The 24,308-nt window shown below is 60.2% G+C and carries 25 protein-coding genes and 5 pseudogenes; 18 read left to right on the top strand and 12 right to left on the bottom strand.

Annotated elements, in window-relative coordinates:
• Positions 1 to 4: 4 nt before the first annotated feature.
• The 11 genes and pseudogenes from rplF (at position 5) to rplQ (ending at position 6,839) form a co-directional block, all read left to right on the top strand.
• Positions 5 to 537 (top strand): annotated as a pseudogene (rplF, locus tag GT370_RS11170) (50S ribosomal protein L6).
• Complete coding sequence (gene rplR / locus GT370_RS11165) at positions 537 to 899, top strand: 50S ribosomal protein L18 (RefSeq protein WP_008494558.1); 363 nt, start codon at positions 537 to 539, stop codon at positions 897 to 899. Before rplF ends, rplR begins: the two are co-directional and overlap by 1 nt.
• Positions 900 to 911: 12 nt before the next feature.
• Positions 912 to 1,499, top strand: a complete 588-nt coding sequence (gene rpsE / locus GT370_RS11160) for a 30S ribosomal protein S5 (RefSeq protein ID WP_008494559.1) — start codon at positions 912 to 914, stop codon at positions 1,497 to 1,499.
• Entirely contained in the window at positions 1,492 to 1,680 is a 189-nt protein-coding gene (gene rpmD / locus GT370_RS11155; protein ID WP_008494560.1) for a 50S ribosomal protein L30, read from the top strand. Before rpsE ends, rpmD begins: the two co-directional genes overlap by 8 nt.
• Positions 1,681 to 1,699: 19 nt before the next feature.
• A complete protein-coding gene (gene rplO, locus GT370_RS11150) occupies positions 1,700 to 2,185 on the top strand; it encodes a 50S ribosomal protein L15 (protein WP_008494561.1) in 486 nt (161 codons plus the stop codon).
• 106 nt (positions 2,186 to 2,291) lie between these two features.
• Positions 2,292 to 3,629 carry a preprotein translocase subunit SecY gene (gene secY, locus GT370_RS11145; protein ID WP_008494562.1) on the top strand — a complete coding sequence of 446 codons (1,338 nt, stop codon included), beginning with the start codon at positions 2,292 to 2,294 and terminating at the stop codon, positions 3,627 to 3,629.
• Between the two features lie 12 nt (positions 3,630 to 3,641).
• Positions 3,642 to 4,307: an adenylate kinase gene (locus GT370_RS11140; protein ID WP_008494564.1), complete on the top strand. Its 666-nt coding sequence runs from the start codon at positions 3,642 to 3,644 to the stop codon at positions 4,305 to 4,307.
• A gap of 167 nt (positions 4,308 to 4,474) precedes the next feature.
• Positions 4,475 to 4,852 (top strand): 30S ribosomal protein S13, encoded by a 378-nt coding sequence (gene rpsM, locus GT370_RS11135; RefSeq protein ID WP_008494565.1) that lies wholly within the window; start codon positions 4,475 to 4,477, stop codon positions 4,850 to 4,852.
• Between the two features lie 30 nt (positions 4,853 to 4,882).
• A complete protein-coding gene (gene rpsK / locus GT370_RS11130; protein WP_008494566.1) occupies positions 4,883 to 5,275 on the top strand; it encodes a 30S ribosomal protein S11 in 393 nt (130 codons plus the stop codon).
• A gap of 91 nt (positions 5,276 to 5,366) precedes the next feature.
• The gene (locus tag GT370_RS11125; RefSeq protein ID WP_008494567.1) at positions 5,367 to 6,386 is read left to right on the top strand and encodes a DNA-directed RNA polymerase subunit alpha; all 1,020 of its coding nucleotides are present in this window, start codon (positions 5,367 to 5,369) and stop codon (positions 6,384 to 6,386) included.
• A 27-nt stretch (positions 6,387 to 6,413) separates the two neighbouring features.
• Positions 6,414 to 6,839 (top strand): 50S ribosomal protein L17, encoded by a 426-nt coding sequence (rplQ, locus tag GT370_RS11120; RefSeq protein WP_008494568.1) that lies wholly within the window; start codon positions 6,414 to 6,416, stop codon positions 6,837 to 6,839.
• Positions 6,840 to 6,916: 77 nt separating this feature from the next.
• Here the strand turns inward: rplQ and GT370_RS11115 are convergent, their stop codons facing one another.
• The 4 genes from GT370_RS11115 to GT370_RS11100 form a co-directional block, all read right to left on the bottom strand.
• Positions 6,917 to 7,120, bottom strand: coding sequence for a hypothetical protein (locus tag GT370_RS11115; protein ID WP_008494569.1), 204 nt, complete (start codon positions 7,118 to 7,120; stop codon positions 6,917 to 6,919).
• Positions 7,121 to 7,218: 98 nt separating this feature from the next.
• Positions 7,219 to 7,983 (bottom strand): ABC transporter permease, encoded by a 765-nt coding sequence (locus GT370_RS11110; RefSeq protein ID WP_008494571.1) that lies wholly within the window; start codon positions 7,981 to 7,983, stop codon positions 7,219 to 7,221.
• Entirely contained in the window at positions 7,980 to 8,720 is a 741-nt protein-coding gene (locus GT370_RS11105; RefSeq protein ID WP_008494572.1) for an ABC transporter ATP-binding protein, read from the bottom strand. Before GT370_RS11105 ends, GT370_RS11110 begins: the two co-directional genes overlap by 4 nt.
• A complete protein-coding gene (locus tag GT370_RS11100; protein WP_008494573.1) occupies positions 8,720 to 9,715 on the bottom strand; it encodes an ABC transporter substrate-binding protein in 996 nt (331 codons plus the stop codon). The genes GT370_RS11105 and GT370_RS11100 overlap by 1 nt, the downstream gene beginning before the upstream one ends.
• Before the next feature lie 89 nt (positions 9,716 to 9,804).
• Here GT370_RS11100 and GT370_RS11095 point away from each other — a divergent pair, with 89 nt between their 5' ends.
• Entirely contained in the window at positions 9,805 to 10,140 is a 336-nt protein-coding gene (locus GT370_RS11095; RefSeq protein ID WP_008494574.1) for a DUF1491 family protein, read from the top strand.
• 38 nt (positions 10,141 to 10,178) lie between these two features.
• Here the strand turns inward: GT370_RS11095 and GT370_RS11090 are convergent, their stop codons facing one another.
• Genes GT370_RS11090 through GT370_RS11080 form a run of 3 tightly spaced genes read right to left on the bottom strand, consistent with a single transcriptional unit; the run spans position 10,179 to position 12,561 of the window.
• Positions 10,179 to 11,141: a hypothetical protein gene (locus tag GT370_RS11090; protein WP_270183085.1), complete on the bottom strand. Its 963-nt coding sequence runs from the start codon at positions 11,139 to 11,141 to the stop codon at positions 10,179 to 10,181.
• Between the two features lie 11 nt (positions 11,142 to 11,152).
• Positions 11,153 to 11,371 carry a hypothetical protein gene (locus tag GT370_RS11085; RefSeq protein ID WP_270183084.1) on the bottom strand — a complete coding sequence of 73 codons (219 nt, stop codon included), beginning with the start codon at positions 11,369 to 11,371 and terminating at the stop codon, positions 11,153 to 11,155.
• 56 nt (positions 11,372 to 11,427) lie between these two features.
• Positions 11,428 to 12,561, bottom strand: coding sequence for an MBOAT family O-acyltransferase (locus tag GT370_RS11080; protein WP_270183083.1), 1,134 nt, complete (start codon positions 12,559 to 12,561; stop codon positions 11,428 to 11,430).
• Between the two features lie 112 nt (positions 12,562 to 12,673).
• Between GT370_RS11080 and GT370_RS11075 the strand changes: the two are divergent.
• The 5 genes and pseudogenes from GT370_RS11075 (at position 12,674) to GT370_RS11055 (ending at position 18,033) form a co-directional block, all read left to right on the top strand.
• A pseudogene (locus tag GT370_RS11075) lies at positions 12,674 to 13,812 on the top strand (ATP phosphoribosyltransferase regulatory subunit).
• A gap of 13 nt (positions 13,813 to 13,825) precedes the next feature.
• Positions 13,826 to 15,114: pseudogene (locus GT370_RS11070) on the top strand (adenylosuccinate synthase).
• Positions 15,104 to 15,565: a GtrA family protein gene (locus GT370_RS11065; protein WP_270183082.1), complete on the top strand. Its 462-nt coding sequence runs from the start codon at positions 15,104 to 15,106 to the stop codon at positions 15,563 to 15,565. Before GT370_RS11070 ends, GT370_RS11065 begins: the two are co-directional and overlap by 11 nt.
• Before the next feature lie 49 nt (positions 15,566 to 15,614).
• Positions 15,615 to 17,051, top strand: a complete 1,437-nt coding sequence (locus GT370_RS11060) for an exopolysaccharide biosynthesis polyprenyl glycosylphosphotransferase (RefSeq protein WP_051060329.1) — start codon at positions 15,615 to 15,617, stop codon at positions 17,049 to 17,051.
• Positions 17,041 to 18,033: a glycosyltransferase family 2 protein gene (locus tag GT370_RS11055; RefSeq protein ID WP_008494582.1), complete on the top strand. Its 993-nt coding sequence runs from the start codon at positions 17,041 to 17,043 to the stop codon at positions 18,031 to 18,033. Before GT370_RS11060 ends, GT370_RS11055 begins: the two co-directional genes overlap by 11 nt.
• Here the strand turns inward: GT370_RS11055 and GT370_RS11050 are convergent.
• The gene (locus GT370_RS11050; RefSeq protein ID WP_008494583.1) at positions 18,014 to 18,916 is read right to left on the bottom strand and encodes a site-specific tyrosine recombinase XerD; all 903 of its coding nucleotides are present in this window, start codon (positions 18,914 to 18,916) and stop codon (positions 18,014 to 18,016) included. The two genes, GT370_RS11055 and GT370_RS11050, sit on opposite strands and share 20 nt — an antisense overlap.
• 93 nt (positions 18,917 to 19,009) lie before the next feature.
• Here GT370_RS11050 and aroB point away from each other — a divergent pair.
• Positions 19,010 to 20,621 (top strand): annotated as a pseudogene (gene aroB / locus GT370_RS11040) (3-dehydroquinate synthase).
• Positions 20,622 to 20,672: 51 nt separating this feature from the next.
• Here the strand turns inward: aroB and GT370_RS11035 are convergent.
• From GT370_RS11035 to GT370_RS11020, 4 genes and pseudogenes are all read right to left on the bottom strand, one after another.
• Complete coding sequence (locus GT370_RS11035; protein WP_270183080.1) at positions 20,673 to 20,990, bottom strand: SPOR domain-containing protein; 318 nt, start codon at positions 20,988 to 20,990, stop codon at positions 20,673 to 20,675.
• A gap of 596 nt (positions 20,991 to 21,586) precedes the next feature.
• Positions 21,587 to 21,691 (bottom strand): annotated as a pseudogene (locus GT370_RS11030) (hypothetical protein); the annotation flags it as partial.
• 943 nt (positions 21,692 to 22,634) lie between these two features.
• Positions 22,635 to 22,838: a hypothetical protein gene (locus tag GT370_RS11025; RefSeq protein ID WP_270183079.1), complete on the bottom strand. Its 204-nt coding sequence runs from the start codon at positions 22,836 to 22,838 to the stop codon at positions 22,635 to 22,637.
• A complete protein-coding gene (locus tag GT370_RS11020; RefSeq protein ID WP_270183078.1) occupies positions 22,826 to 24,214 on the bottom strand; it encodes a methyl-accepting chemotaxis protein in 1,389 nt (462 codons plus the stop codon). Before GT370_RS11020 ends, GT370_RS11025 begins: the two co-directional genes overlap by 13 nt.
• Positions 24,215 to 24,308 lie beyond the last annotated feature (94 nt).

Raw genomic sequence — 24,308 nt, 5'->3', positions numbered from 1 at the left:
CAAGATGTCTCGTGTTGGTAAATATCCCGTTGAGATCCCCGCCGGCGTGACCGTTGCCCTCTCCGGCAATGTCGTCACCGCCAAAGGCAAGCTCGGTGAGCAGACCTTGGCCCTGACCGATCTGGTCAATGTCTCGGTTGACGGCAACAAGGTTTCGGTTGAGCCGAAAACCAAGGAAGCCCAGGCGCGTATGATGTGGGGCACCACCCGTGCCAACATCGCGAACATGGTGAAGGGCGTTTCCCAGGGCTACTCCAAGACCCTGGAAATCACCGGCACCGGTTACCGCGCTGCGGTGCAGGGCAAGAACCTGGTGGTGAATCTTGGGTTCTCGCACGATGTCACCTACCCGATCCCGAGGGGATCAAGGTGACCTGCGAGAAGCCGACCTCGATCAAGGTCGAGGGCGTCGATAAGCGCCAGGTTGGCCAGGTTTGCGCTGAGCTGCGCGCATGGCGTCCGCCCGAGCCGTATAAAGGCAAGGGCGTCAAGTTTGAGGGCGAGGCCATCCGCCGCAAAGAGGGTAAGAAGAAATAATGTCGAGCAATCTGGACCTGCAGGCCCGCCGCCGGGCGCGCCTTCGCTATCAGCTCCGGCAGAAGTCCGGCGGGCGCCCGCGCCTGTCGGTGTTCCGCTCCGGCAAGCATATCTATGCCCAGATCATCGACGACGCGCAGGGTCGCACCCTTGCTGCCGCTTCGAGCCTGGACAAGGATCTCAAGACCAGCCTGAAGACCGGCGCGGACAAAGATGCCGCCGCCGCCGTTGGCAAGCTGATCGCCGAGCGCTCCAAGGAAGCCGGTGTGACCCAGGTCGTCTTCGACCGCGGTTCTTATCTGTATCATGGCCGGGTCAAAGCCCTGGCAGAGGCGGCCCGCGAGGGCGGCCTCGACTTCTAAGAGGGTTTGCACATGGCACGTGAAGCACGTGAAGGTGGCCAGCGCCGGGACCGCGATCGCAACAATGATCGTGACCGCGAGGCCGGTGATGAGTTCGTCGACAAGCTGGTAACGATCAACCGCGTTGCCAAAGTGGTGAAGGGCGGCCGTCGTTTCGCTTTCGCTGCTCTGGTTGTGGTTGGTGACCAGAAGGGGCGCGTCGGCTACGGCGCCGGTAAGGCCCGCGAGGTGCCCGAGGCGATCCGCAAGGCGACCGAGCGCGCCAAGAAGACCATGATCCGCGTTCCGATGAAGGAAGGCCGCACCCTGCATCACGATGTTCAGGGCGTGTTTGGGGCTGGTGAAGTTGTGCTGCGTACGGCTCCGGCCGGTACCGGCATCATCGCCGGCGGCCCGCTGCGCGCTGTCTTCGAGACGCTGGGCATCGCCGACGTGGTCGCCAAGTCGCTGGGTTCGCGTAACCCGCACAACATGGTGAAGGCGACCTTCGCGGCGCTGCAGAACACCACCAGCCCGCGCCAGGTTGCCAATCGTCGTGGCAAGAAAGTGGCTGAGCTGTTCGGCACGGCCGAGAAGCAGGTGGAGAGCGCCGATGTCTGAGAAGAAGATCCGCATCACCCAGCTGGGTTCTGGCTTCGGGCGCAAGCCCGGCCAGCAGGCCACCCTGGTCGGTCTCGGTCTGAACAAGATCGGCCGTACCGTTGAGCTGAACGCCACCCCGGAAGTTCTGGGAATGGTGAACAAGGTGAAGCATCTGCTCAAAGTCGAAGAGCAGGGCTGAGCCGTAAGGAATCGCAACGATGAAACTGAACGAAATCCGGGACAATCCCGGCGCCCGTCTCAAGTCCAAGCGCCTCGGCCGTGGTATCGGCTCTGGCAAAGGCAAGACCTCCGGTAAGGGTGTCAAGGGTCAGAAGGCGCGTGAGGGCGTGTCCCTCAATGGCTTTGAGGGTGGTCAGCTCCCGATCTATCGCCGTCTGCCGAAGCGCGGCTTCCATAACGTGAACCGCAAGGTGTTCGCGCCGCTGAACCTGGATGCGCTGGAAGCAGCACTCGAGGCCGGCAAGCTGAACGCTGGTGAGACCATCACCGAGGCCAAGCTGGCGGAAGCCGGCGTGGTCCGCCTGAACAAGGCTGATGGCGTGCGCCTGTTGGCGCGCGGCTCCTTGTCGAAGGCCGTGACCCTCGAGGTCTCCGGCGCCTCCGCTGCGGCCGTTGCGGCCGTTGAGCAGGCTGGCGGCAAGGTGACGACGCTGGGTGGCAAGGTGGAAGAGCCCGCCGCTTAAGGGCTTGCCTCTGCCGGGAAAACCGGCGAATTTGCGCTGAATGAACGGCGCTTGCTGTTGTGCAAAGCACCCGGCAAGCGCCGTTTTTGTTGGATAAGGGATTGATATGGCATCCGCCGCAGAACAGATGGCCGCGAGCATGAACCTGAGTGCGTTCGGCAAGGCGACAGATCTTAAGAAACGTATCTGGTTTACACTAGGTGCGCTGATCATTTTCCGCCTGGGGACCTATGTTCCCCTGCCAGGTGTCGACGGCGCGGTGATGGCGCAGCTGATGAGCCAGAACGGCAACGGCCTCCTGGGCATGTTCAACATGTTCACCGGCGGTGCGCTGGGGCGTATGACCATCTTCGCCCTGAATATCCTTCCCTATATCAGCGCGTCGATCATCATTCAGCTGTTGAGCTCGACGATCCCGGCACTTGAAGCGATGAAGAAAGAGGGCGATTCCGGGCGCCAGCGGATTACGCAATATACGCGCTATCTGACGGTGCTGATCGCGGCGGCCCAGGCATACGGCATCGCCGTCAGCCTTGAGCGCGTCCATGGCGCCAGCGGCGCCGCTGTGATCGATCCAGGTCCGTTCTTTGTGTTCACAGCGGTGGTCACCCTGGTCGGTGGCACCGTCTTCGTCATGTGGCTCGGGGAGCAGATCACCTCGCGCGGCATCGGCAATGGCTCCAGCCTGATCATCTTTTCCGGGATTGTCGCGAATATGCCCATTGCCGTGGCGAATATTCTTGAACTCGGCTCCACCGGCGCGCTGTCCACCTTCTTCATCATCTTTATTTTTATCGCGGCGCTGATCATCATCGGCTTTGTCGTGTTCATGGAGCGCGCGCAGCGTCGCATTTTGGTACAGCATCCCAAGCGCCAGATGGGGCAGAAAGTGTTTGGCGGCGAAGCCAATTATATGCCGTTGAAGGTGAATGCCTCCGGCGTTATGCCGCCGATCTTCGCATCGTCCCTGCTGGTGATTCCGGCGACGCTGGTCGGGTTTTCGGCTGGTGGTCCGGTCTGGCTGCAGACGATTGCGCACCTGCTCTCGCGCGGACAACCGCTCTATTTGCTGCTTTTTGCGGGGCTTATCATTGCGTTTTCCTTTGTCTGGGCGGCGATTGCGTTCAATCCGGAGGAGACGGCGGATAATCTCAAGAAGAACGGCGCCTTTATTCCCGGCATCCGGCCGGGCACGAATACGGCCAAATATTTCGATACGGTGCTGACCCGTCTGACCGCGATCGGCGCGGCCTATTTGGTCATCGTCTGTCTGTTGCCTGATTTTGCGATGAGCCATTACGCTCTACCGTTCTATTTTGGTGGTACCTCCCTTCTGATCATTGTCTCGGTTACAATGGACACGATGACGCAAATCCAGTCTCATCTGCTTGCTCATCAATATCAGGGGCTGCTTCGCAAGGGGCGCGGTAAGGCCCGCAAGTAAGGAGAGAAACAGGTGAAGTTGATTTTGCTGGGGCCGCCAGGGGCAGGCAAGGGGACACAGTCAAAGCTTCTGGAAACGCGTTATGGCGTCGCGCAGATCTCAACCGGTGATATGCTCCGGGCTGAAGTGAAGGCGGGCAGCCCGATCGGTCTGGAAGCGAAGAGCGTCATGGATGCCGGCAAGCTGGTGTCCGACGATATTCTGGTTCGGATGATCGGTGAGCGGATCAGCAAACCCGACTGCGCCAAGGGCTTCATCCTGGACGGGTTCCCACGCACGGTTCCACAAGCCGAGGCTTTGGACAAAATGCTCGGCGAACGCGGGATCGAGCTGGATGCCGTCGTGGAGTTGAAGGTCGACGAAGCGATTCTCGTTGACCGGATCTCGGGCCGCTTCACCTGCGCAAAATGCGGTGAGGGCTATCACGATAGCTTCAAGCAGCCGAAGGCCGCCGGTGTTTGCGATGTCTGTGGCGGTACGGAGTTTACCCGGCGCCCGGACGACAAGGCGGAGACCGTAAAGGCGCGGCTGGAAGCCTATAACGCGCAGACCGCGCCTATTCTTCCTTATTATAAGGAGAAGGGCCGGCTTCATTCGGTCGACGGCATGGCTGAGATGGCTGATGTCGAAGCTGAGATTGAAGCAGTCCTGCGTGGCGTCGGCGTCGTAGCCGCCTGATTCCTCTCCAACTGCGCCGGTCTGGGTCAGGCCGGCGTGGATTTAGACGTTCGATCACGAAAATTTGATCGAATGTCGTTGACTCTGAATTGGCGGACGCTATAACCCGCTTTCGCGGCGCTTCCGGGTGGGGCGCCGCTACTTGTTATGACCTCAGGAGAAACCCCGTGGCGCGTATTGCCGGCGTAAACATTCCCACGAATAAGCGTGTCGTGATCAGCCTTCGTTACATTTATGGCATCGGCCCGGCCAAGGCGCAGGAGATCTGCTCTGCCCTGGAAATCCCGGCTGAGCGCCGCGTCAACCAGCTTTCCGACGATGAGATCATGCGCCTGCGTGAAGTGATCGACCGCGATTACCGCGTTGAGGGCGATCTGCGCCGTGAGACGGCGATGAATATCAAGCGTCTGATGGATTTGGGTTGCTATCGTGGTCTGCGTCACCGTAAGGGCCTGCCGGTCCGTGGTCAGCGCACCCATACCAACGCCCGTACCCGCAAGGGTAAAGCCGTGGCGATCGCCGGCAAGAAGAAAGCCACTCGCTAAACACCTCCGTAGACATAGGATTCGACAGATATGGCGAAGACCGCCTCCACCCGTCCCCGCAAGAAAGAGCGCAAGAACATCATCTCTGGTGTTGCTCATGTGCTCGCAAGCTTCAACAACACCTTCGTGAACATCACCGACGCGCAGGGCAACACCATCGCCTGGTCGTCCGCCGGCGCGCAGGGCTTCAAGGGCAGCCGCAAATCCACCCCGTACGCGGCGCAGGTCGCCGCTGAGGATGCCGGGCGCAAGGCGCGCGAGCATGGCATGGAGATGCTCGAGATCGAGGTCAGCGGCCCGGGTTCGGGACGCGAGAGCGCGCTGCGCGCGCTGCAGGCTGTCGGGTTCCAGATTTCCGCGATCCGCGACCTGACCCCGATTCCGCATAATGGCTGCCGCCCGCGTAAGCGCCGTCGCGTCTAATTCGCCGGAATCGTATTTTCTGTAAGGCCCCCACGGCGGTGTTCTCATCACCGCTGCCGGGCCGGAGGGGTAGATGTTGAAAGAGTCGAATTTGTCTCTGCAGCGCAACTGGCAGACGCTGATCAAGCCGGAACAGCTCGATGTCGAGTTCGGGTCCGATGCGACGCGCGTGGCGACGATCATCGCTGAGCCGCTGGAACGTGGCTTTGGCATGACGCTGGGCAATTCGCTGCGGCGGATCCTGCTCTCGTCATTGCAGGGCGCGGCCGTTACGGCCGTGCGGATCGATGGCGTACTGCATGAATTCTCCACGCTTCCGGGCGTGCGCGAAGATGTCACCGACATCGTGCTGAACATCAAGCAGCTCGCCGTGAAGATGCATGGCGAGGGGCCCAAGCGCATGGTGCTCACCGCGACCGGTCCGGGCGAAGTGAAGGCGGGCCAGATCCAGGCCGGCCACGATATCGAGATCATGAATCCCGATCTCGTGCTCTGCACGCTGGATGACGGCGCGCAGCTCGGCATGGAATTCACGGTGAATGCCGGCCGCGGCTATGAGCCGGCCGCGAATAATCGCCCGGAAGATGCGCCGATCGGTCTGATCCCGGTCGATGCGATCTATTCCCCGGTCAAGCGCGTCTCCTACAAGGTTGAGAAGACCCGCGTCGGCCAGGTGACGGACTATGACAAGCTGATTCTCGAGGTTGAGACCAACGGCGCGGTGACGCCTGAGGATGCGGTGGCATTGGCCGCGCGCATCCTGCAGGACCAGCTCAGCATGTTCGTCAATTTCGAGGAGCCGCAGCGGGCCCGTCCGGAAGAGCCGCGGATCGAGCTGCCGTTCAACCCGAATCTGCTGCGCAAGGTCGACGAGCTGGAGCTGTCCGTTCGGTCCGCCAACTGCCTGAAGAACGACAATATCGTGTATATTGGCGATCTGGTGCAGAAGAGCGAGCAGGAAATGCTGCGCACCCCGAATTTCGGGCGCAAGTCCTTGAACGAAATCAAGGAAGTGTTGACCGCGATGGGGCTGTCCCTGGGCATGACCGTGCCCGATTGGCCGCCTGAGAATATTGAAGAGCTGGCCAAGCGCTCCGATCAACCCTTCTAATTATCGTCTAACCAGGAACACCTCATCATGCGTCACGGAATTGCCGGCCGGAAACTCGGCGTCACCTCCTCCCACCGCCAGGCCATGTTTCGCAACATGGCTGTCGCGCTGATCAAGCACGAGCAGATCACCACCACCTTGCCGAAGGCGAAGGAACTGCGTCCGGTGGCGGAGAAGCTCATCACCCTCGGCAAGCGCGGCGGTTTGCATGCGCGCCGTCAGGCCTATGACAAGCTGCGTGACGAGACGATCGTCGCCAAGCTGTTTGACACGCTGGCCACGCGCTACAAGACCCGCTCCGGCGGCTATACCCGGGTGTTGAAGGCTGGCATGCGCTATGGCGACGCGGCTGACATGGCGGTGATCGAGCTGGTTGACCGTGACGTTTCCGCGAAGGGCCAGGATTCGGGTCCGAAGCCGGAAGTTGCGGCCGAGGACGACAGCGAAGCGTAATCTTCGCGCTTCCTGGGATAAAAAAGAAAGGCAGGCCCCACGGCCTGCCTTTCTTTGTTTGACGATCCCGCCTCGGTTCAGATCGGCTTGTGCGCTTTGTCCAGCAAACGGGACAGAAACCCTTTTTTCTTTTCGACAGGGGGAGCAGTACGCTGTGCTGTTTCGGCTGCCAGCCTGGCTTTATGCTTCATCCAATCATCCAGGCTCTTGCCGGCTTTCTTGGCGCGCTCCTGCTCATAAGCGAGCTGGCCCTTGCTGAGTTTTTTATCTGTCGTCGTCATACGCATCTCCAATTCTGAGCCGAACCTAGCTTGGCTTTCGAAAAATTCAATCGAATTTAAACCGACATGGCTTTGTTTGGCAGCTCAAGCATGGATGCCTATGGGCCGTCCCGTCTTGTCAGGATCAGCCGCTCCAAAGCACCCAGCGAAGCGTAAATCGCAACGCCTGTCGCGCCGAGCAGAAACAAGGCGGCAAACATGCGCGGGATTTCAAGCCGATAGCTTGCCTCGATGATCTCCCAGGCCAGCCCGGACGCAAAGCCGCCAGAGCCCGCCACGAATTCCGCGACGACGGCCCCGACCAGCGCCAGCGTGCCGGCGAGCCGCAATCCCGTCAGAAAGAAGGGCAAGGCGTAGGGCAGTGAGAGATGCAGCAGAACCTGCCAGCGCCGTGCGCCATTCAGTTTGAACAGGTCGAGCAGTTCGGCCGGCGTGCCGGCGAGGCCGGCGGCCGTGTTTGAAAGGATCGCGAAAAACGAAACCACCATCGCGCAGGCAACCAGCGCCAGGAATGGTTGGCCAACCCAGATGATGATCAGCGGCGCGATGGCAACCACTGGCGTGACCTGCAGCATGACCGCCCAAGGCTGCACCGCGGCGCGAAAGAGCGGGCTGGCGGCCATCGCAAGTGCCAGCACGACACCGAGGATGGTGGAGGCGAGCAGGGCGGAGACCGTGACGGCCAGGGTCGAGAGCAATCCCGCCCCGAGCGCCCAGCGGGCTTTGAAAAACGCGGTGGCGATGGCGACCGGGCCCGGCATGACATAGCTCGGCACATTGCCGATCCAGACCGCCGCCTGCCAAAGGCCCAGGGCAAGCAACAAGAAGATAAAAGGTGCGAGCTTGGTCATGGTTCTGGTCATGCTGGCACGGAACGCTGGAAGCATTCGGTGATTTGACTCACCATGGCATGGTAGGCGGGGCTGTTCCGGCGCTGTGCCTCATCCTGCAGGTCTGAGGTGATCGTCGTAAAAATCCGTCCGGGCCGGCTGGTCATGATGATGATCTGGCTGGCAAGATAGGCCGCCTCATATATTGAATGGGTCACGAAGATCACGGTCATGCGGTTTTCGCGCCACAAGGCGAGCAGGTCGTCCTGCAGACGGTGGCGGGTGAATTCGTCCAGCGCGGCGAAAGGCTCATCAAGGAGCAGCAAAGAGGGCTTGGAGACGAGGGCGCGGGCGATGGAGACGCGCATTTTCATGCCGCCCGACAATGATTTGGGCTTGGCCTGCTCAAACCCGGCCAGCCCCATTTGCTTCAAGATGGCAGAGACCCGTGGCATCGCAGCGGCCCGGCTCACGCCACGAAGCCGCAAGGGCAGATAGACATTTTCCGCGGCATCGGCCCAGGGCAGCAAAGTCGGGTCCTGAAAGACATAGCCGATCTCGCCGGTTGCCGGCGGCCCATTATGGCCCCAGTCGATCTCGCCCGAGGACGGGTGCTCCAACCCGGAGAGCAGACGCAACAGCGTGGATTTGCCGCAGCCCGAGGGGCCGAGCAGGGCGACAAAGTCACCGGGTTGGATCTCGGCGTCGATATCTTCCAGCGCCTTGGTGCCGGAGACGAATTGCTTCGCGACGTGGCGCAGTGAGATCATTAATTCTGCGCCGGCCGGCCGTGATCGACGAATTCCAGCGTATAGGCGCTCTTATAATCAAGCGTCTTGTCATACATTCCCGTGGCGGCCATCTGATTGAAAAAGCTTTTCCAGCGGGCATTGGTCATCGCGTAGATGCCTTGCGTTTTGGCGTCGCCGGAATCCACGATCCCCCTCTGCTTGAGTTGTTCGTACCCGAATTGCATCAACCCCTCTGTCATATCGGGGTTGGCGGCCTTGATCGCTGCAAAGGCTGGCTTGGGGTCTTTATAGAGGAAATCGTACCATCCCTGCGCGGAGGCGTCGATGAAGCGTTTCACCAGGTCCGGGTGGGTTTTCACCATCTTGTCGCTGGTCGCGATGAGGCTGGCATAGCCGTCAAACCCAGCGTCCGGCAGCGCCAGCACGACAGGCCATTCGCCCGTGGCCTGATGCACAAGATAAGGCTCGGAGGTGACGTAGGCTTCCTGGATATCGGTCTTGTTGGTCAGGAAAGGCGTCAGTGAAAATCCATAAGGCCGCAGCTGGGCGTCCGAGTAGCCGTATTTTGCCTTGAGGAAGAGCCACCAGCTGGCGCGTGTGTCGGTCGAGACCGCGATCGGTTTGCCTTTCAGATCGGCGAAGTGATCATCGCCCTGGCCTGGATGTGCGATCAGGCAGTCCGGATCTTTTTGAAAGCCGGCGGCGACCACTTCGTAAGGGATGTGTTCCTGCACGAAGTTCAGAGCCAGAAACGCGTTGGAGGTGATGTCGAAATCCAGCTTGCCCGAAATCAGCAATTGCGCCGTGTTCACCTGCGGTCCGCCCTGGAAGATGGTGACATCCAGCCCGGCTTTCTTATAAAGCCCTTCGGCGATCGCCTCGTAATAGCCGCCATATTCCGGTTCCGCGACCCAATCCAGGCCAAAGCTGATTTTGTCCGCCGCCCTTGCCGTGTTAGCGAATGGGATGAGAGCCAGGCTTGCGGCAATGGCGATACGCAGCGAGCGGAACATGCGGGCAACTCCAAACTCTTGAGTTTCAAACCAAGACCCGCGGCTTCAGGAGGGCGTCCTGCAGCAAGGGCATTTAAACAGGACTTACCATGGGCGATGTCAGGATCAAGGCGGCGATTTGGGTTGCGGCTTCATTGCGGCTGGGAACGCTGGACAATAAGCCGGGCGTCGTGGTCCGAAAGGGGGATCCGGATGCCGGTGGCGTGCTGGTGAAGCTCTATGGGCGTAGCGGTTCCATCGTCCTTAGCCAATTTCGCGACGTCGCCGGCGAGCTGGCCTGGATGCGCGCCACGGGTGCTGAGCCGGTCAGTGAACAGGTCGCCGACGATTATATCGCCAAGCAGACCCGTTTCGATCCTGATATCTGGGTGCTGGAATTCGACGCGCCGGATTATCTACCGCCGTTCGAGGCCAAGATTGTCTAAAGCCTCAAATTTTCGTTGTTGCGGGAAGCCTCATGCCTTCAGCCTGGGCATGTGGATGCCAACGCAGAGACGACCGGACGGGGCGGTGATACAGCTCTGTGGAGCATGCGGCCAAGCGCCCGGGCGACCATGATCGAATGTTTGAATTGGCAGGGCTGAACCAGATGTTCGGGCCCGTTGAAGAAATCAGCCGACGGATACCGGCTCTTGTTTTCGAGGTCGAGAAAATCCCCCCCGTAAATCCGGGCCACGGCGGCCAGCGTTGCGGGCCGAATATGGATGCTGGCCAGCTCCACCGGCCAACCGCCGATCACGATCACGACTTTGGCGCGTTGGCGGCTTATGAACCGCTCAATCAACCGGGTGCCGTAGCCGGTCTCGATATCCCGTGCGGTGAACGGATAGGAGGACGGGGCGGCGGCAAGCAGCGCATGATCGGCACCCGCCAGTTGGTTGTCGATCCGGTCTCCTTCGGCGTTATATTCCCGGTTGAGGCGATTTCTGTTCATCCTTGCCAGGGGCAGCTCCACCAGCGCCTCCAAGGCATCAGCCAGCGTACAGCAAAATAACGCGCCAGCCACACGCCCCGGAGGCAGTTTGAGCAGAGCGGACCGATCATGGCGAAGCAACATCTCGCCATCGGCGAAGGCGCGGTATTGCGCGGCACTCATTACGTACTGGCTGAACTCCATCGGCATATACACAATATCGCCGGGCCGCAGGGGCGCGTCATATCGGTTGAAGATTTCATCCAGCCCGAAGCCCACGGCGATTCCGGCATTTTCGCAGGGCAGTTCGAGCATCTGCCCGATCACCGCGCAACTGTGGGAGTAAGGTCCGTTGGATCCCGCCAAAATCACCAGCTTTGGGGAGGGTAGGCGGGAGAGTCGGCTGGCTTTTTGCTGCAATTCAGCGCGAAGCGGTCCCAGTGACAGCGGCCGGTCCAGCAGAAACCCGAACAGCACCGCATACAGCCCCACCGCCAGCAGCGCGTTTCGCACCAGCCTGCGCATCAGAACTGGAAATAAAGAAAAGGTATCGCGGACGGCGCGAAAAAGAGCGCTTGTGCCGTGAAGGCCAGGCTGGAGATCAAGGCGAGGCTGCGCCGTCTCTCGCTCATATGATCGAGAGACGGCAGACAGAGCGCGATGAACCAGCCCAGCGCCAGCATCATCACGCTCTGCGGCAGGCTAATGCTGCGTGCATCGCCAAGCCAGGGCAGCACGGGCACGATATGTCCCAGGCCTGGAAGAAGTGGCGCGAGCAGAGCGGGGACCGCCAGCCCATTCAACCCCGCGAGCCCCCGATACATTTGCGCGACGGCGGCAAGGTTTTGCGCGCGGAACGGGACCCAGGCCAGAAGCACGCACAGCAATGTAAGTCCCCATGAAACGCCTTTCGGCCAGCGCAGATGCCAGCGCCTGCTCCAGCCATGAAGCACCAGAAAGAGCCCATGTAGCCCGCCCCACAGCACGAAGCGCCAGGCCGCGCCATGCCATAAGCCCCCAGCAGCATGGTGATCAACAGGTTGCGAACACGCTTGCCCTCGCCGTGCCGGTTGCCGCCCAAAGGGATGTAGAGATAATCTTTCAGGAACGAACTCAGCGTGATGTTCCATCGGGTCCAGAACTCACTGATATTCCCAGCCTGATACGGGGAACGGAAATTGACCGGAAAGCGGATGCCGAATAATTGCGCCAGGCCGATGGCCATGTCTGAATAACCGGAAAAGTCGAAATAGATTTGCAGCCCATAGGCCAGGAGCGCGACCCAGGCCTCGATCAGTGAAATTGGCTCGCCGCGGGCAGCGGCGGCAAAGCCAGGGCCGGCAAAATGCGCCAGCCCATCGGCGAGCACCAGCTTTTTTGCCAGCCCCAGAAGAAACAACTCAAAGCCTGCCGGCAGCCGCGAGCTTATGCCCTCGCGGGGTTCCAGCATCTTAAGTTGCGGCAGGATATGGCCGGGTCGCACCAATGGCCCGGAGATCAAATGAGGGAAAAATGCTACGAAACAGGCATAATCGAGCAGGGGAGGGGGATCGATCTCGCCTTTGGACAGATCGACCAGGAACATGATCTGCTGAAAGGTGAAAAAGGAAATGCCCAAAGGCAGAATGATGCCCTCAACCCCGAACATGCCGGCATATTTGAACCAGCCGAGCAGGCAAAGATTGAGGCAGATTCCGAGTGCGAGCCAGAGCCTGGTGTGCGGTGAGTGCAAAACCAGGCCCGCAACTGCGAAGTTTACGCCAATGGACCCGAGCAGCAGGAGCAGCAACTCTGGCCGCCACCAGGCGTAAAAGAACAGGCTGCATGCCAGGAGCCATAAAAGTGCCAACCGGCGGGACCGGCCGAGCAGCAGGAAGCCGCCCAACGCCACGGGAAGAAAGCCCAACACGAACAGCTTGCTGTTGAAGAGCATTTTTTAAACCCGTTAAGGTTGAGTAAGCGTTGCTTAACCCAGCCTTGTGCGCGCGTCCATTGGCCCCACTGGTTCATGATGGTATAGCGCCGCGCCAATTATCGGGTTGAAGATGAACGAGACGCCGAATATCCATCCCGCCCTGCTGCCCGCCGGGCTTGCCGACCTGTTGCCGCCGGAAGCGGAGCGGCAGGCGCGGTCTGTGGAAGCGATTATGGATTGCTTCGCGGCGCACGGCTATCAGCGCGTCACCCCGCCCTTGCTGGAATTCGAAGATTCCTTGTTCTCTGGCTCCGGTGCCGCCACGGTGGAGCAGACGTTTCGGCTGATGGACCCCGAAAGTCAGCGCATGATGGGTCTGCGGGCGGATATGACGCCGCAGATTGGCCGCATCGCGGCAAGCCGTCTCGCCACCGCGCCGCGCCCATTGCGTCTGACCTATAGCGGCCCTGTCCTGCATGTTCGTGGCACCCAGCTGCAGCCGGAACGCCAGCTCGCCCAGGCCGGGATCGAGCTGATCGGGAATGATACGGCGAGCGCGGATGCGGAGATCATCGTCACCGCGATCGCCGCGCTCGAAGCGCTGGGGCTGCGGGATCTCTCCATCGATCTGACCATTCCGCGCCTGGTGCCGAGCTTGCTTGAGGCCGTTCCGGCGCATCTGCATCCGGCGCTCGCTCACGCGCTGGACCGCAAGGATGCCGCTGCCGTGGCCGAGTTGGGGGCGCGCAGGCGGATTTGCTGTTGAAGCTTCTGGAGGCCAGTGGTCCCGCGCAGCGGGCGGTGGCGGCGCTGCGGGCCATGGCGCTGCCGGAGGCCGTGCGCGGCCAGGCCGAGCGCCTGGGTGAGGTGGTCGCGGCGGTTGAGGCCGTGCTGCCGGATTTGCAGCTGACGGTCGATCCGGTTGAGTTCCGTGGCTATCGCTATCATTCCGGGGTGTCGATGACGCTGTTCGCAACCGGGCAGCAGATGGAGCTCGGGCGTGGTGGACGTTATGTGTGCGGCGATGGCGAGCCCGCGACCGGCATTACGCTTTATCCGGACAGCATCATGCGCCTGACGCCGCCCGCCACGCTGCGTCCCCGGCTTTATCTACCGTTTGGCTCCAGCCTGGCCGCGGCGCGCGCCGCGCGCGCTGAGGGGTTTGCGACCGTGCAGGGGCTTGCACCGCACAGCGCGCCTTGCGATGAAGCCCGCCGGCTTGGCTGCTCGCATTTCTTGTCCGAGGGTGTGATTACCGCCCTCTCCTGAGTAGGATTTTACAATGACCAACGTGACAATCATCGGCGCCCAATGGGGGACGAGGGCAAAGGCAAGGTGGTGGACTGGCTCGCCAGCCGGGCAGACATCGTCGTGCGCTTTCAGGGGGGGCATAATGCCGGCCACACGCTCGTGGTGGGCAACCAGACCTATAAGCTCTCTTTGCTGCCGTCTGGCGTTGTGAACGGAAAGCTGGGCATCATCGGCAACGGCGTCGTCGTCGATCCGAATGCGCTGCTGGCCGAAATTGAGCGTGTCTCGGCTCAGGGCCTCAAGGTCACTCCGGAAACGCTGCGCATCGCCGAAAACGCGCCGCTGATCCTGCCCTTGCATGCGGCGCTGGACGCTGCCCGCGAGGCCGCCCGGGGCGAGCGCAAGATCGGCACCACCGGCCGCGGCATCGGTCCTGCGTATGAGGACAAGGTCGCACGGCGCGCCATTCGCATTTGTGATCTGGCCGAACCGGAAACGCTATCGGCCAAGCTGGATGAGTTGCTGTTACATCACAACACGCTCCTCGCGGGGCTCGGCGCGGCGGTGTTCAAGAAGGAAGATCTGCTGGCGGACCTGCTGGCGCTGGCGCCAAAGCTGCTGCCTTTCGCCGAGCCGGTCTGGGAGCGGCTGGCCGAGGCCAAGGCCAAAGGCGAAAAAATCCTGTTCGAGGGCGCGCAGGCGGTCATGCTGGACGTGGATCACGGCACCTATCCGTTCGTGACCTCCTCCAATACGGTCGCCAGCACGGCGGGCTCTGGTTCCGGCATGGGCCCGGATGCGGCGGGCCGGGTGCTCGGGATTGCCAAGGCCTATACGACCCGGGTCGGCTCCGGGCCGTTCCCGACCGAGCTGCATGACGAAACCGGTCAGCGCCTGGGCGAGAGAGGGCATGAGTTCGGCACCGTGACCGGGCGCAAGCGCCGCTGTGGCTGGTTCGATGCCGCCATGGTCCGGCAGGCGGTGAAGGTCGGCGGCGTCCAGGGGCTGGCGCTGACCAAGCTGGACGTGCTGGACGGCTTCCCCGAGTTGAAAATCTGCACGGGCTATATGATTGACGGCCAGCCTTACAAGCATTTGCCCGCGGCGATGTCCAAGCAGGCGGCGGCGATGCCAGTTTACGAGGTACTCGAAGGATGGACGCAGAGCACGCAGGGCGCGCGGTCCTGGGCGGAATTGCCGGCCGCGGCCATTAAATATGTCAAACGTATCGAAGAGCTCGTCGAGGCGCCGGTAACGCTGCTCTCCACCAGCCCGGAGCGTGATGATACCATTCTCATGCAAGATCCGTTTGCCGGTTGAGAAAACAGCTTTGACGGCCGCTAGCCCACTATATTTGCTCGATAAGATAGTGGGCTTCGGCTCTCGTTTGGGAGTCAGCGCATCGTTCCTGCGATTTGCGATCGTCGGAACGTTGGGTTTTTTGTGCGATACGGCAACGGTTTATCTGTTGCATCCTATAGTGAATTTATATGTGGCGGGGACGGTGAGCTTCGTTGTCGCGGCAAGCTTCAACTGGTTCCTCAACCGCATCTGGACATTTCGAGGCATTGACCATGCACCGCTGCATCTGCAGTGGGCAAAATTTCTGATTGCGAACTCGATCGGCTTTGTTGCCAATCGCGGCGTTTTCTTTTTCCTGGTTGCGTCGAGCGGCGTCGTTGTGGCTTATCCGATCATTGGTGTGGCTGCGGGTTCGCTCGCTGGACTGGTCTTTAATTATTTTCTTTCCAAAACGTTTGTTTTCCGGTAATACAACCTGAGGTAAAATTTAAAAATTTTACAACCTTTTGGTGTTTGCCATGGTTGAATATCGGGATGGATACGGTATGCGCGTGGCTTTAACTGATCGCTTGACCGCGCTTGTGAGACGCTTCGTTGCAGAACCGAGATCTGCATACCTCCTGCCGATAGCCGATTTTTTTATAATTCTCTTGATTCCTGGTGCGACACGGGCGCTGGGGGAGGCTAATGGCGACATGCTGCACTATGCCGGGCTGTGGGGCACGTTGGCGTTGTTGTCGGTCAGCCTCGCCGCATCCCATAGATGTTTCGAACTGCGTGCATCATGGCATGGCGGTGTCGTGGTCGCCATTTCGTATGTGGCGACAAGCTCTGCTGCCTTGGCTTTTGCAGCTTTTTTTGACCATTCGGCTGTCCTGACCGGGTATTGGACCGTTCTGGATCTCGCCATCACGCCGCTGCTGCTGCTTGGCTGTCATCTCTTGCTGAAGACTGCGCAACCGTCGAGACAAGTCTCTGAAGGCGTCTTCGTGGTTTGCCACGATCACTGCCCCGCTGACTTAGAACTCGCGTTAGCCCAACAGGAACAGCCAAAACGGATACTCGGCGTCCTGTATCTGGCGGAACTACGCGAACAAAGTCATTGGCCTGAATTTCGCGATCGCGATGATTTTATTGCGCGTTGCGCCAGCCAACGAAGGCGGGATGTTGTGTTCGTGCATCATTCAGATTTTGATGCATTTGAAGACGCTGCATTTTCGACGTTGTTGCGCGAGATCTTGTCGTTCCCGGTAAGGATCTGGCTTGCTTTCGATGTGTCGTTGAACATACCAACCTGCTTGCGCGGCGAAAGCGGCTCGTGCCGGATCGTTCCGGTTTTGACGGACGATCTTGTAACGTCAAATGATTGGACCAAACGCTGCTTTGATATCGTGGTTTCCACGCTGCTGCTCATTCTGTTTGTACCGATTTTGGCGGGGATTGCATGCCTTGTAAGCGTGAGCGGGCCGGGGCCGATTATATTCAGGCAGAGCCGCATCGGCGCGCAGGGACTGCCCTTTACGGTATTCAAGTTTCGTACCATGCGTCATGTGCGGAACGCGTGCTTTTCGCAAGCCGTTGCAGGGGATTTGCGAATTACGAAAATAGGGCGGTTCTTGCGGCGTACGTCGCTGGACGAGCTGTTGCAACTGATCAATGTACTCAAAGGCGACATGTCGCTGGTCGGGCCGCGGCCGCATGCACCGGAAACCATGGTCGAAGGGATAAGTTTCGAGCAGGCGCTGAAACTTTATAAGATCAGGCATCGCGTTAAACCCGGTATCACCGGCCTCGCGCAGATACGCGGACAGCGTGGAGAGACCAGAAAGCTCAGCGCTTTGGAAGGGCGCTTATCCAGTGATCTTGAATATATTCGGGCCTGGTCGTTGATGCTCGATATCAAGATACTTTTTCAAACGCTGCAAGTTCCATTCAGGCCGCATAATGCTGTCTGAGACTGTCCCGAAATTGATTGCCGGCCAGCGTCCGCCTGTCGGTGCCTATGACGCGGATATAACCATTCTCTGTTATAACAGACTTGAAGAGACAAAACAGGCCATCGCCTCAGCGCAAGCGCAGCGCGGGTGCAGCGCCCATATCTCGGTTTTGGACCAGGGCTCTTCTCCCGATACGCTGCGTGCCCTTGTGCGGATGCTCTCAGCTGTTGATAACTGCGCATTATACGCGGTCGCCGAGAATATCGGCGTTGCCGCGGGGCGCAATCTTCTGGCATCGCGCGGGCATGGGCAGATACTCATAGGGCTGGATAACGATGCTTGCTTTGCGGATCGGTTCGTCGTGGCCGGCGCCGTGCGTGCTTTTAGTCGATTGCCAGAACTTGGCGCGCTGGGTTTTGCAATATTGACGTCCGACGGGAAAGGGCCGGACCTATCGAGCTGGGGCTATGCGGACCGGCTGCTCGATCGATACCAATCAAAATTCGAAACCACCAAATTTGTCGGCGCCGGTTACGCGATCAGACGCGCAGCCTGGGCTTCGGTCGGAGGGTTTGACGAGAATTTCTTCTTTACCTGGGAGGAGTATGATTTCTGCCTCTCCGCGATCAGCCGTGGATGGCGTATTATCTATGATGGTAGCCTGAAGGTTCTTCATGCGACGGCAGGTGAAGCCAGGGTCGCATGGCGTGGAGACAGGATGCGCCATTATGTGCGCAACCGGCTTATCATAGGTCGAAAATGGCGGCAGCCCATGTCGGCTCTGCTGTTGTTCTTTTGTGCTTACGCGATGATTGCGGCTCGGCATGGCTGCCTGTCTGCGGCCTGGCAGGGAATGGTCGAGGCGCGACGTTTCCCCCTGTCATCGCGAAGGCGGATACCGCCGGCGATGCAAGTTTATTTGCGCCAGCACGAAGCACGGCATCGAGACCCGGTCTTTCACTGGCTTCATAAAAAGCTTTTCAGCCGTTTGCCGGCTTAGGCTTTGCCTCGCCAAGCGGATGATGCGCCTGCACCAATTTTTGCAGCCGCTCCGCCAGCACATGCGTATAAATTTCCGTCGTGGCGATATCGGCGTGGCCGAGGAGCTTTTGGACCGCGCGCAGATCGGCCCCTCGTGCCAAGAGGTGTGAGGCAAATGAATGCCTGAGAACATGAGGCGACAGGCGCGCCGGGTCGAGGCCGGCTTCCAAGGCGAGCTGCTTCAGAAGCAAGGCAAAGCCTTGCCGTGTCATCGGTTTGCTGGCATCCCGGCCGGGAAATAGATAGCGGGATTTGGCGCCACTGAAGCTCTGCAGGGCAGAGGCGGCGCGTCGTGCAGGCTCGGAAACGGGCACAATACGTTCTTTGCCGCCTTTCCCTTTGACCAAGAGAATTGCCGTATTCGGGTTGAACGCGCTGCGCTTCAGGTCCAGCATTTCGCTGATTCGAAGGCCCGTGGAATACAGAATTTCCAATCCGGCATGTGCCTTCAAACCGGGGCCACCATCCATCTGTTCGGCTGCGGCCAGCAAGGCATCGACCTCGTTTTCGCTGAGATATTTGGGTAGGCTTTTCGGCCTCTTCGGCGTGGGCATCTCGCTCGCCGGATTGTCATTCCTCACCCCCTCACGCAGCAGGAAGAGATAAAATTGCCGTAGGGTCGAGAGGCGCCGCGCCTGGGTTTTGGCGGCCATGCCGGATTGCGCAAGGCTCCGCAGATAGGCCGAGATGTCCGAGGCTTGTGCGGTCAGCAGCCCTTGCTGCGGAGGTAAAAATCCACAAAAGTCAATGATATCAGACTGATACGCGTTTAACGTGTTTGGGGCGGCACCGCGCTCTGCGGCGAGCATTTCCAAAAAGGCTTCGACTTGATCTTGCGCCATAATCTGCCTCTAACGCCGTTGAAACCAATGTGATAAGCGTCCACGCCGATGTCACTCAATAGTCAAACTGCGCCTGACGAAAGCGCGTCTCACATGGCACGAAGCATCGTGTTGGTCGGCCTGATGGGAGCCGGCAAAACAGCCATTGGGAAGCGGCTTTCCGCATTGTTGAAGCTGCCGTTTTTTGACGCTGATGAAGAAATCGAACGCGCCGCCGGGATGACGATCAGCGAAATTTTCAAAACCCATGGCGAGGCTTATTTTCGTGCTGGGGAAAAGCGGGTCATCAAGCGTTTATTGAGCCAAGGCCGGATCGTGCTGGCGACAGGCGGCGGCGCATTCATGGATGCCGAGACCAGAGCCACGATCCGCGAATATGCGGTTTCGGTCTGGCTTCGCTGCCCGATTCCTGTGCTCGTCCAGCGCACCTCCGGAAGAACCCACCGGCCGCTTTTGAATGCAGGCAATCCCGCGGATATTTTGAGCAAGCTTTCCGCCGTGCGTAGCCCGGTCTATGCGTTGGCCGATATCATCGTAGATGGATCTGAGGACCCCCCCAAGTGACCACTGCCAAAGTCGCCCAAGCGCTGGAACAATATCGCGCGGCCCGAAAAGTTGACGTCGCGCTGTCCCAATCGAGCTATGAGGTCGTGATTGGAGACGGTTTGCTCGCGCGTGCCGGTGCACTGATTGCGCCCTTGCTGCCCCAGCCCCGCTGCATCATCGTCACGGATCAAACCGTCGCCGATCTGCATTTGGCGGGTTTGAAGGGGAGCCTTGACGAGGTGGGAATTGCCCATCAAGCCCTCATCGTGCCACCAGGGGAGGCTTCAAAAAGTTTCGCATGTTGGCACCGGCTCGTTGAAGACATGCTGGCCGCGAAAATAGATCGCAGAACCACAATCATTGCCCTGGGCGGCGGGGTTGTCGGGGATTTGGCGGGGTTTGCCGCGGCCTCCGTTATGCGGGGCGTTCCTTTCGTTCAGATCCCGACAACCTTGCTGTCCCAGGTTGATAGTTCAGTTGGCGGCAAGACCGGCATCAATTCCGCGCACGGGAAAAATCTCGTCGGCGCCTTTTATCAGCCTTTGGTGGTGCTGGCGGATACTGGCATCCTGGACACGCTGCCGGCGCGCGAGCGCCGGGCCGGCTATGCGGAAATCGTAAAAACTGGCCTGATTGCCGACCCGGCTTTCTATGAATGGTGCGAGGCCCATGCCGCGTCCTTGTTGGCTGACGACAAGCAGGCTCTGGCGCAGGCAGTCGAGTATGCCGTGCAGTTCAAGGCGCGCGTCGTGGGCGACGATGAGCGGGAAACCAAACCCAATGATGGTCGGGCGCTTCTTAATCTGGGTCACACCTTCGCGCATGCGTTTGAGGCCGAGACCGGCTATGGCGGCGAATTGCTGCATGGTGAGGCCGTTTCCATTGGGCTTGTCCTGGCCTCGCATCTCTCGGCTTTGCTGGGGCTGGCCCTCAGGAGGATGCGCCGCGCATCGCCCAGCATTTGGCTGGGGTGGGGCTGCCCACCCGCATCGCCGGCCTATCTGCGGACAGGTTGTTGGCGCATATGAAGCTCGACAAGAAGAACCGCGACGGAAAACTCCATTTCGTGCTGACTCGCGGCATTGGCCGCGCTTTTACGAGCGGAGACGTTCCTGAGGATGCCGTTCGCATGGCGTTGATCGCCAACGGCGCCGTTTAGCTGGAGAAAAGCTCCCGGGGCCGACGTCATGGACGCCGCCCCGGGACTGGGTCAGGATTGCGCGTCCGGCGACAGGATCACGCATCCCGTTGGGCCGGTGGAAAGCCGATTGCAGGCATTGACCGCTTCGTCATGATGCAGCCCCACGAAGCGGGCGCGATATTTCGTGCCATCGCCGGTGTGGATGGTCATGACCATCGGCTGGGCTTTCATCAAAATCTGCGCGCCGGTCAGTTCCGCCATGCCAAGCGCGGCCTTGGCGTTGGAAGAGCTATCATAGGCCCCGACCTGAATGCCCCAGCTATGCTTGCCCGAGTTGAAATCCACGGGCTGAGTCGGCAGCGTCGCCGCCATGGCGGAGGGGACCAAGGAAAATCCATGCCGTGCCGGCGGGGGGGCGGGGCCGGTAACGCCTGACTTGCGAACGCCACCTCTGTCCTGTGAATGACCGGAGGGGGCGCCGGCGGCGGAACCGGCAAGGCGTTTGGCGCGTAGATCGACGACGTAGACGCGGATGCGACACGCACAGGGATTTGTGCCCGCTGAGGCGCTGGGGCCGGAATGGCCTGTGGAGGGGCTTGCTCAGGCGTAATGGTCTGAGTTTGGATCTGCGCCGTTTGTACAGGTGCCGGCATGATGGACGAGATGGGAATTGAAACAGGCGCAGGTGAATCGTCCTCGGCCCCAGCGCGGGGTGCAAGCGAAGCAACCTCAACCGGCGCGGACAATTGCGATGCTGTGGGCGCTACCGGCGTAAACCCGTCTGGCAGAATGCCGCCACTACGTCCCATCGGCTCAGTGTTCAGGGCGAGCTCATCCGCAGCGGACCTGCGACGAGGGTAATAACCGCCAATATTGGGGGCGATCATAGCCACGTAGTTGATCGTCTCGCTTGGAAGAGGGCGATGATAATTGATGAACGAGTCCAGCCGCCCCGGGCCGGCATTATATGCCGCCAAAAATCCGGGCGAGCCGTAGATCTGATACATCTCATGGATATAGGCGGCGCCCGCCATGATATTATCATAGGGATTAAACGGGTCGTTTCCCAAGCCGTAGCGGTCAGCCATCTCCTGGTATGTTCCAGGCTCCAACTGCATAAGGCCCATTGCCCGGCAGACGAGACGATCAGATGGCCGCCACTATATTCATGCCCACCTGATTCAACGCGCATGACCTGGCGGATCCACATTGCCGGAACATCGAAATGCGCTGCCGCGTCTTTAATGTAAGGTCCCCATGGATCGCTTGGCGGGCCTGGTGGATTATAATTATGGGCAGCGTGTGAAAGATAATAAGACGTGGATTCAGCGGCAGTGCGGCTGTTATGGCCACCCGCGCATGCCGAAAGCACAGCCAAGCTGCTGCATCCTGCAACCAGCCCAGGTCTGAATTTCGCAGCTTTCCGAGTGAAGCTGACTGCCAGCTTTCCGATAGCCCCAAGATCTAAGCCTCCACGCGATTTATTGGCCACCACTTGAACTATTTAGCTCAATGATGGCTTAAACAAGGCGCTATAACCTCTTAAACGAGCTGGAAACTCGCGGCAAGAAAAACCTCGTCTTCTGTCGCTATCGGTTGTCGGGGCCGCATGCTAGCAACCAGATATGGATCGTGCCTGGTTTTCATTGATCATATTATCCGGTTGTCTGGCTGGCTGCGCCAGTTCCGCGCCGCCATCCTCCCCCAGGCTATGTCTGGCTCCGGCGCCGCTTTGCGGGGTAAAATTCTGGTTGTACGCCAAGTTTCCGGCGGACAGGCTCTGGGGGCAGTGATGCAGGCGCTGGGGCAGGGGGATGTTGGCTCGTCCTCATCGGCTGACGAGATTATCGTCCAGTTGCCCGATGGCTCAGTCAAAACGCTGATCCCCCGCCATCCTCCCCGCCGCAAAGGTTTTTCGTTGGCGAAGAGGTTTTCATTCAGGACTCGCCGGAGCTTCAGCTCGCGGCGCATTAGGGGAAAGCCTTTGGCATGGGGCTCTGGAGATTATTTTGACGCCCCTGCCGGCAATGTTTATCTGACCGTTTCCAAGGTTTTTCTGGCCTGTAAGGCCTCCGATTTGCGTGCTGCCAGTTTCGGGGCGGCTGCGGATCCAGCTTTTCCGGTGTTGAAGCGCGCCAGCTGCGCGGCAATGCCCTGGGCGGCTCTCTCCAGATTTTGGCTTGCCTCCGCCGCTTCCTGGGCCATCGCCGCATTGGCCTGGGTCATCCGGTCCATCTCGCCGATGCTGCTATTGATCTGACCCAGCCCGTTGATTGCTCCTGGGCGCTGGCGGCGGTTTCACCGATGCTCCTGTTGATGCCATCGACATGCCCCGCGATCCGCTCCAGCGATTTCCGCGCCTCGGCCACGGCGCTAACCCCGGCGCCGACAATCCCTCCCGCCTCGCCAATCAGCGTTTTGATCTCTTTCGCGGCATCGGCGGAGCGCTGCGCCAGGGCGCGTACTTCGGTGGCGACAACGGCAAAGCCGCGCCCCGCCTCGCCGGCGCGGGCGGCCTCCACCCCGGCATTCAGCGCCAGCAGATTCGTCTGAAACGCGATTTCGTCGATGACGCCGATGATATTGGCGATTTTTGTGAAGCTTTCGTCGATTTTGCCCATCGTCTGCACGGCCTCGCCGGCCACCTGGCCGGAATTTGCCGTATCGTCCCTGGCCTTGCCCGCCATATTGCGCATGTCGGCGGAGTTCCCCGCGGATTTGCGGACGGTGACGGTGATCTCCTCCAGCGCGGCGGCGGTTTCCTCGAGGCTGGCGGCCTGCTGCTCGGTGCGCTGGGAGAGTTGGGCGGCGGACTGGCTGACCGTCGTCGCGTTGTCCAGGATGGTTTCCGCCGCGCTGGCAACCCCTTGCATCGTTTTGCGCAGCGTCGCCAGGGCGTTGTTGAAATCCACCCGCAATGTATCGAGGGAGGGCAGCAGCTTGTGGTTAACCTCGGCGGTCAGATCGCCTTGCGCCAGGGCGGCGAGCCCAGCCCCCACCTCCCGAACATTCTCCATGCGCGCGGTGAGGTCGGTGGCGAGTTTCACAATTCTGGCAACTTTGCCGGCATTATCAAAAACCGGATTATAGCTTGCCTGCAACCAGACAACCCGGCCGCCCTTGCCAATCCGTTTATACTCGGCGGACAAAAACTCTCCCTTTCCCAGCTTTGCCCAGAAATTTTCATAATCCTGGCTGGCCGCATAGGCGGCGTCCACAAACATGCGGTGGTGCCGGCCTTGGATCTCGTCCAGCCGATAGCCGATCGCGGCAAGAAAATTCTCGTTCGCCTCGATGATGGTGCCGTCCGGCCGGAAACTGATCACCGCCTGGGAGCGGTCGAGCGCTTTGAGCAAGTTTTTATCCGCCTCGGCCTGCTCGTGACTCGCGGTTGTGTCCAGCGCCAGCTTGATCACCCGTGTGACCTTGCCGCTGCGCCCGCGGATGGGCGCGTAGGAGGCTTGCAGCCATAAATCCCGCCCATCCTTGCGGCGGCGGTGAAACTCCCCGGTTTGGAGCTGGCCCGCCGCCAAGCTGGCCCAGAAGCCGCGATAGGCGGCGGAGGCGGCTTCCTCGGGCGTCACCAGAATCCGATGTGCCTGGCCGATCAAGCCGGCGCGAATTCGATCACCGCGTAGGATTTTGAGAGACCCTCCATCGCGGCAGCCGCGCGCAGCATCTGAAGCGGGGTTTTCATGGGCATTC

Origin of the sequence: Acidocella sp. MX-AZ03 (genome assembly GCF_027626035.1) — a bacterium.
In the GTDB taxonomy this organism is placed as follows: domain Bacteria; phylum Pseudomonadota; class Alphaproteobacteria; order Acetobacterales; family Acetobacteraceae; genus Acidocella; species Acidocella facilis.
This window is presented reverse-complemented; position numbering and strand designations above follow the sequence as displayed.

Bases quoted from the DNA above. Each gene is read 5' to 3' on its own strand.
- rplR (WP_008494558.1), top strand. From the start codon at position 537: ATGTCGAGCAATCTGGACCTGCAGGCCCGCCGCCGGGCGCGCCTTCGC.
- rpsE (WP_008494559.1), top strand. From the start codon at position 912: ATGGCACGTGAAGCACGTGAAGGTGGCCAGCGCCGGGACCGCGATCGC.
- rpmD (WP_008494560.1), top strand. From the start codon at position 1,492: ATGTCTGAGAAGAAGATCCGCATCACCCAGCTGGGTTCTGGCTTCGGG.
- rplO (WP_008494561.1), top strand. From the start codon at position 1,700: ATGAAACTGAACGAAATCCGGGACAATCCCGGCGCCCGTCTCAAGTCC.
- secY (WP_008494562.1), top strand. From the start codon at position 2,292: ATGGCATCCGCCGCAGAACAGATGGCCGCGAGCATGAACCTGAGTGCG.
- rpsK (WP_008494566.1), top strand. From the start codon at position 4,883: ATGGCGAAGACCGCCTCCACCCGTCCCCGCAAGAAAGAGCGCAAGAAC.
- rplQ (WP_008494568.1), top strand. From the start codon at position 6,414: ATGCGTCACGGAATTGCCGGCCGGAAACTCGGCGTCACCTCCTCCCAC.
- GT370_RS11115 (WP_008494569.1), bottom strand. From the start codon at position 7,120: ATGACGACGACAGATAAAAAACTCAGCAAGGGCCAGCTCGCTTATGAG.
- GT370_RS11110 (WP_008494571.1), bottom strand. From the start codon at position 7,983: ATGACCAGAACCATGACCAAGCTCGCACCTTTTATCTTCTTGTTGCTT.
- GT370_RS11105 (WP_008494572.1), bottom strand. From the start codon at position 8,720: ATGATCTCACTGCGCCACGTCGCGAAGCAATTCGTCTCCGGCACCAAG.
- GT370_RS11100 (WP_008494573.1), bottom strand. From the start codon at position 9,715: ATGTTCCGCTCGCTGCGTATCGCCATTGCCGCAAGCCTGGCTCTCATC.
- GT370_RS11095 (WP_008494574.1), top strand. From the start codon at position 9,805: ATGGGCGATGTCAGGATCAAGGCGGCGATTTGGGTTGCGGCTTCATTG.
- GT370_RS11080 (WP_270183083.1), bottom strand. From the start codon at position 12,561: ATGCTCTTCAACAGCAAGCTGTTCGTGTTGGGCTTTCTTCCCGTGGCG.
- GT370_RS11060 (WP_051060329.1), top strand. From the start codon at position 15,615: ATGGTTGAATATCGGGATGGATACGGTATGCGCGTGGCTTTAACTGAT.
- GT370_RS11055 (WP_008494582.1), top strand. From the start codon at position 17,041: ATGCTGTCTGAGACTGTCCCGAAATTGATTGCCGGCCAGCGTCCGCCT.
- GT370_RS11050 (WP_008494583.1), bottom strand. From the start codon at position 18,916: ATGGCGCAAGATCAAGTCGAAGCCTTTTTGGAAATGCTCGCCGCAGAG.
- GT370_RS11025 (WP_270183079.1), bottom strand. From the start codon at position 22,838: ATGGACCGGATGACCCAGGCCAATGCGGCGATGGCCCAGGAAGCGGCG.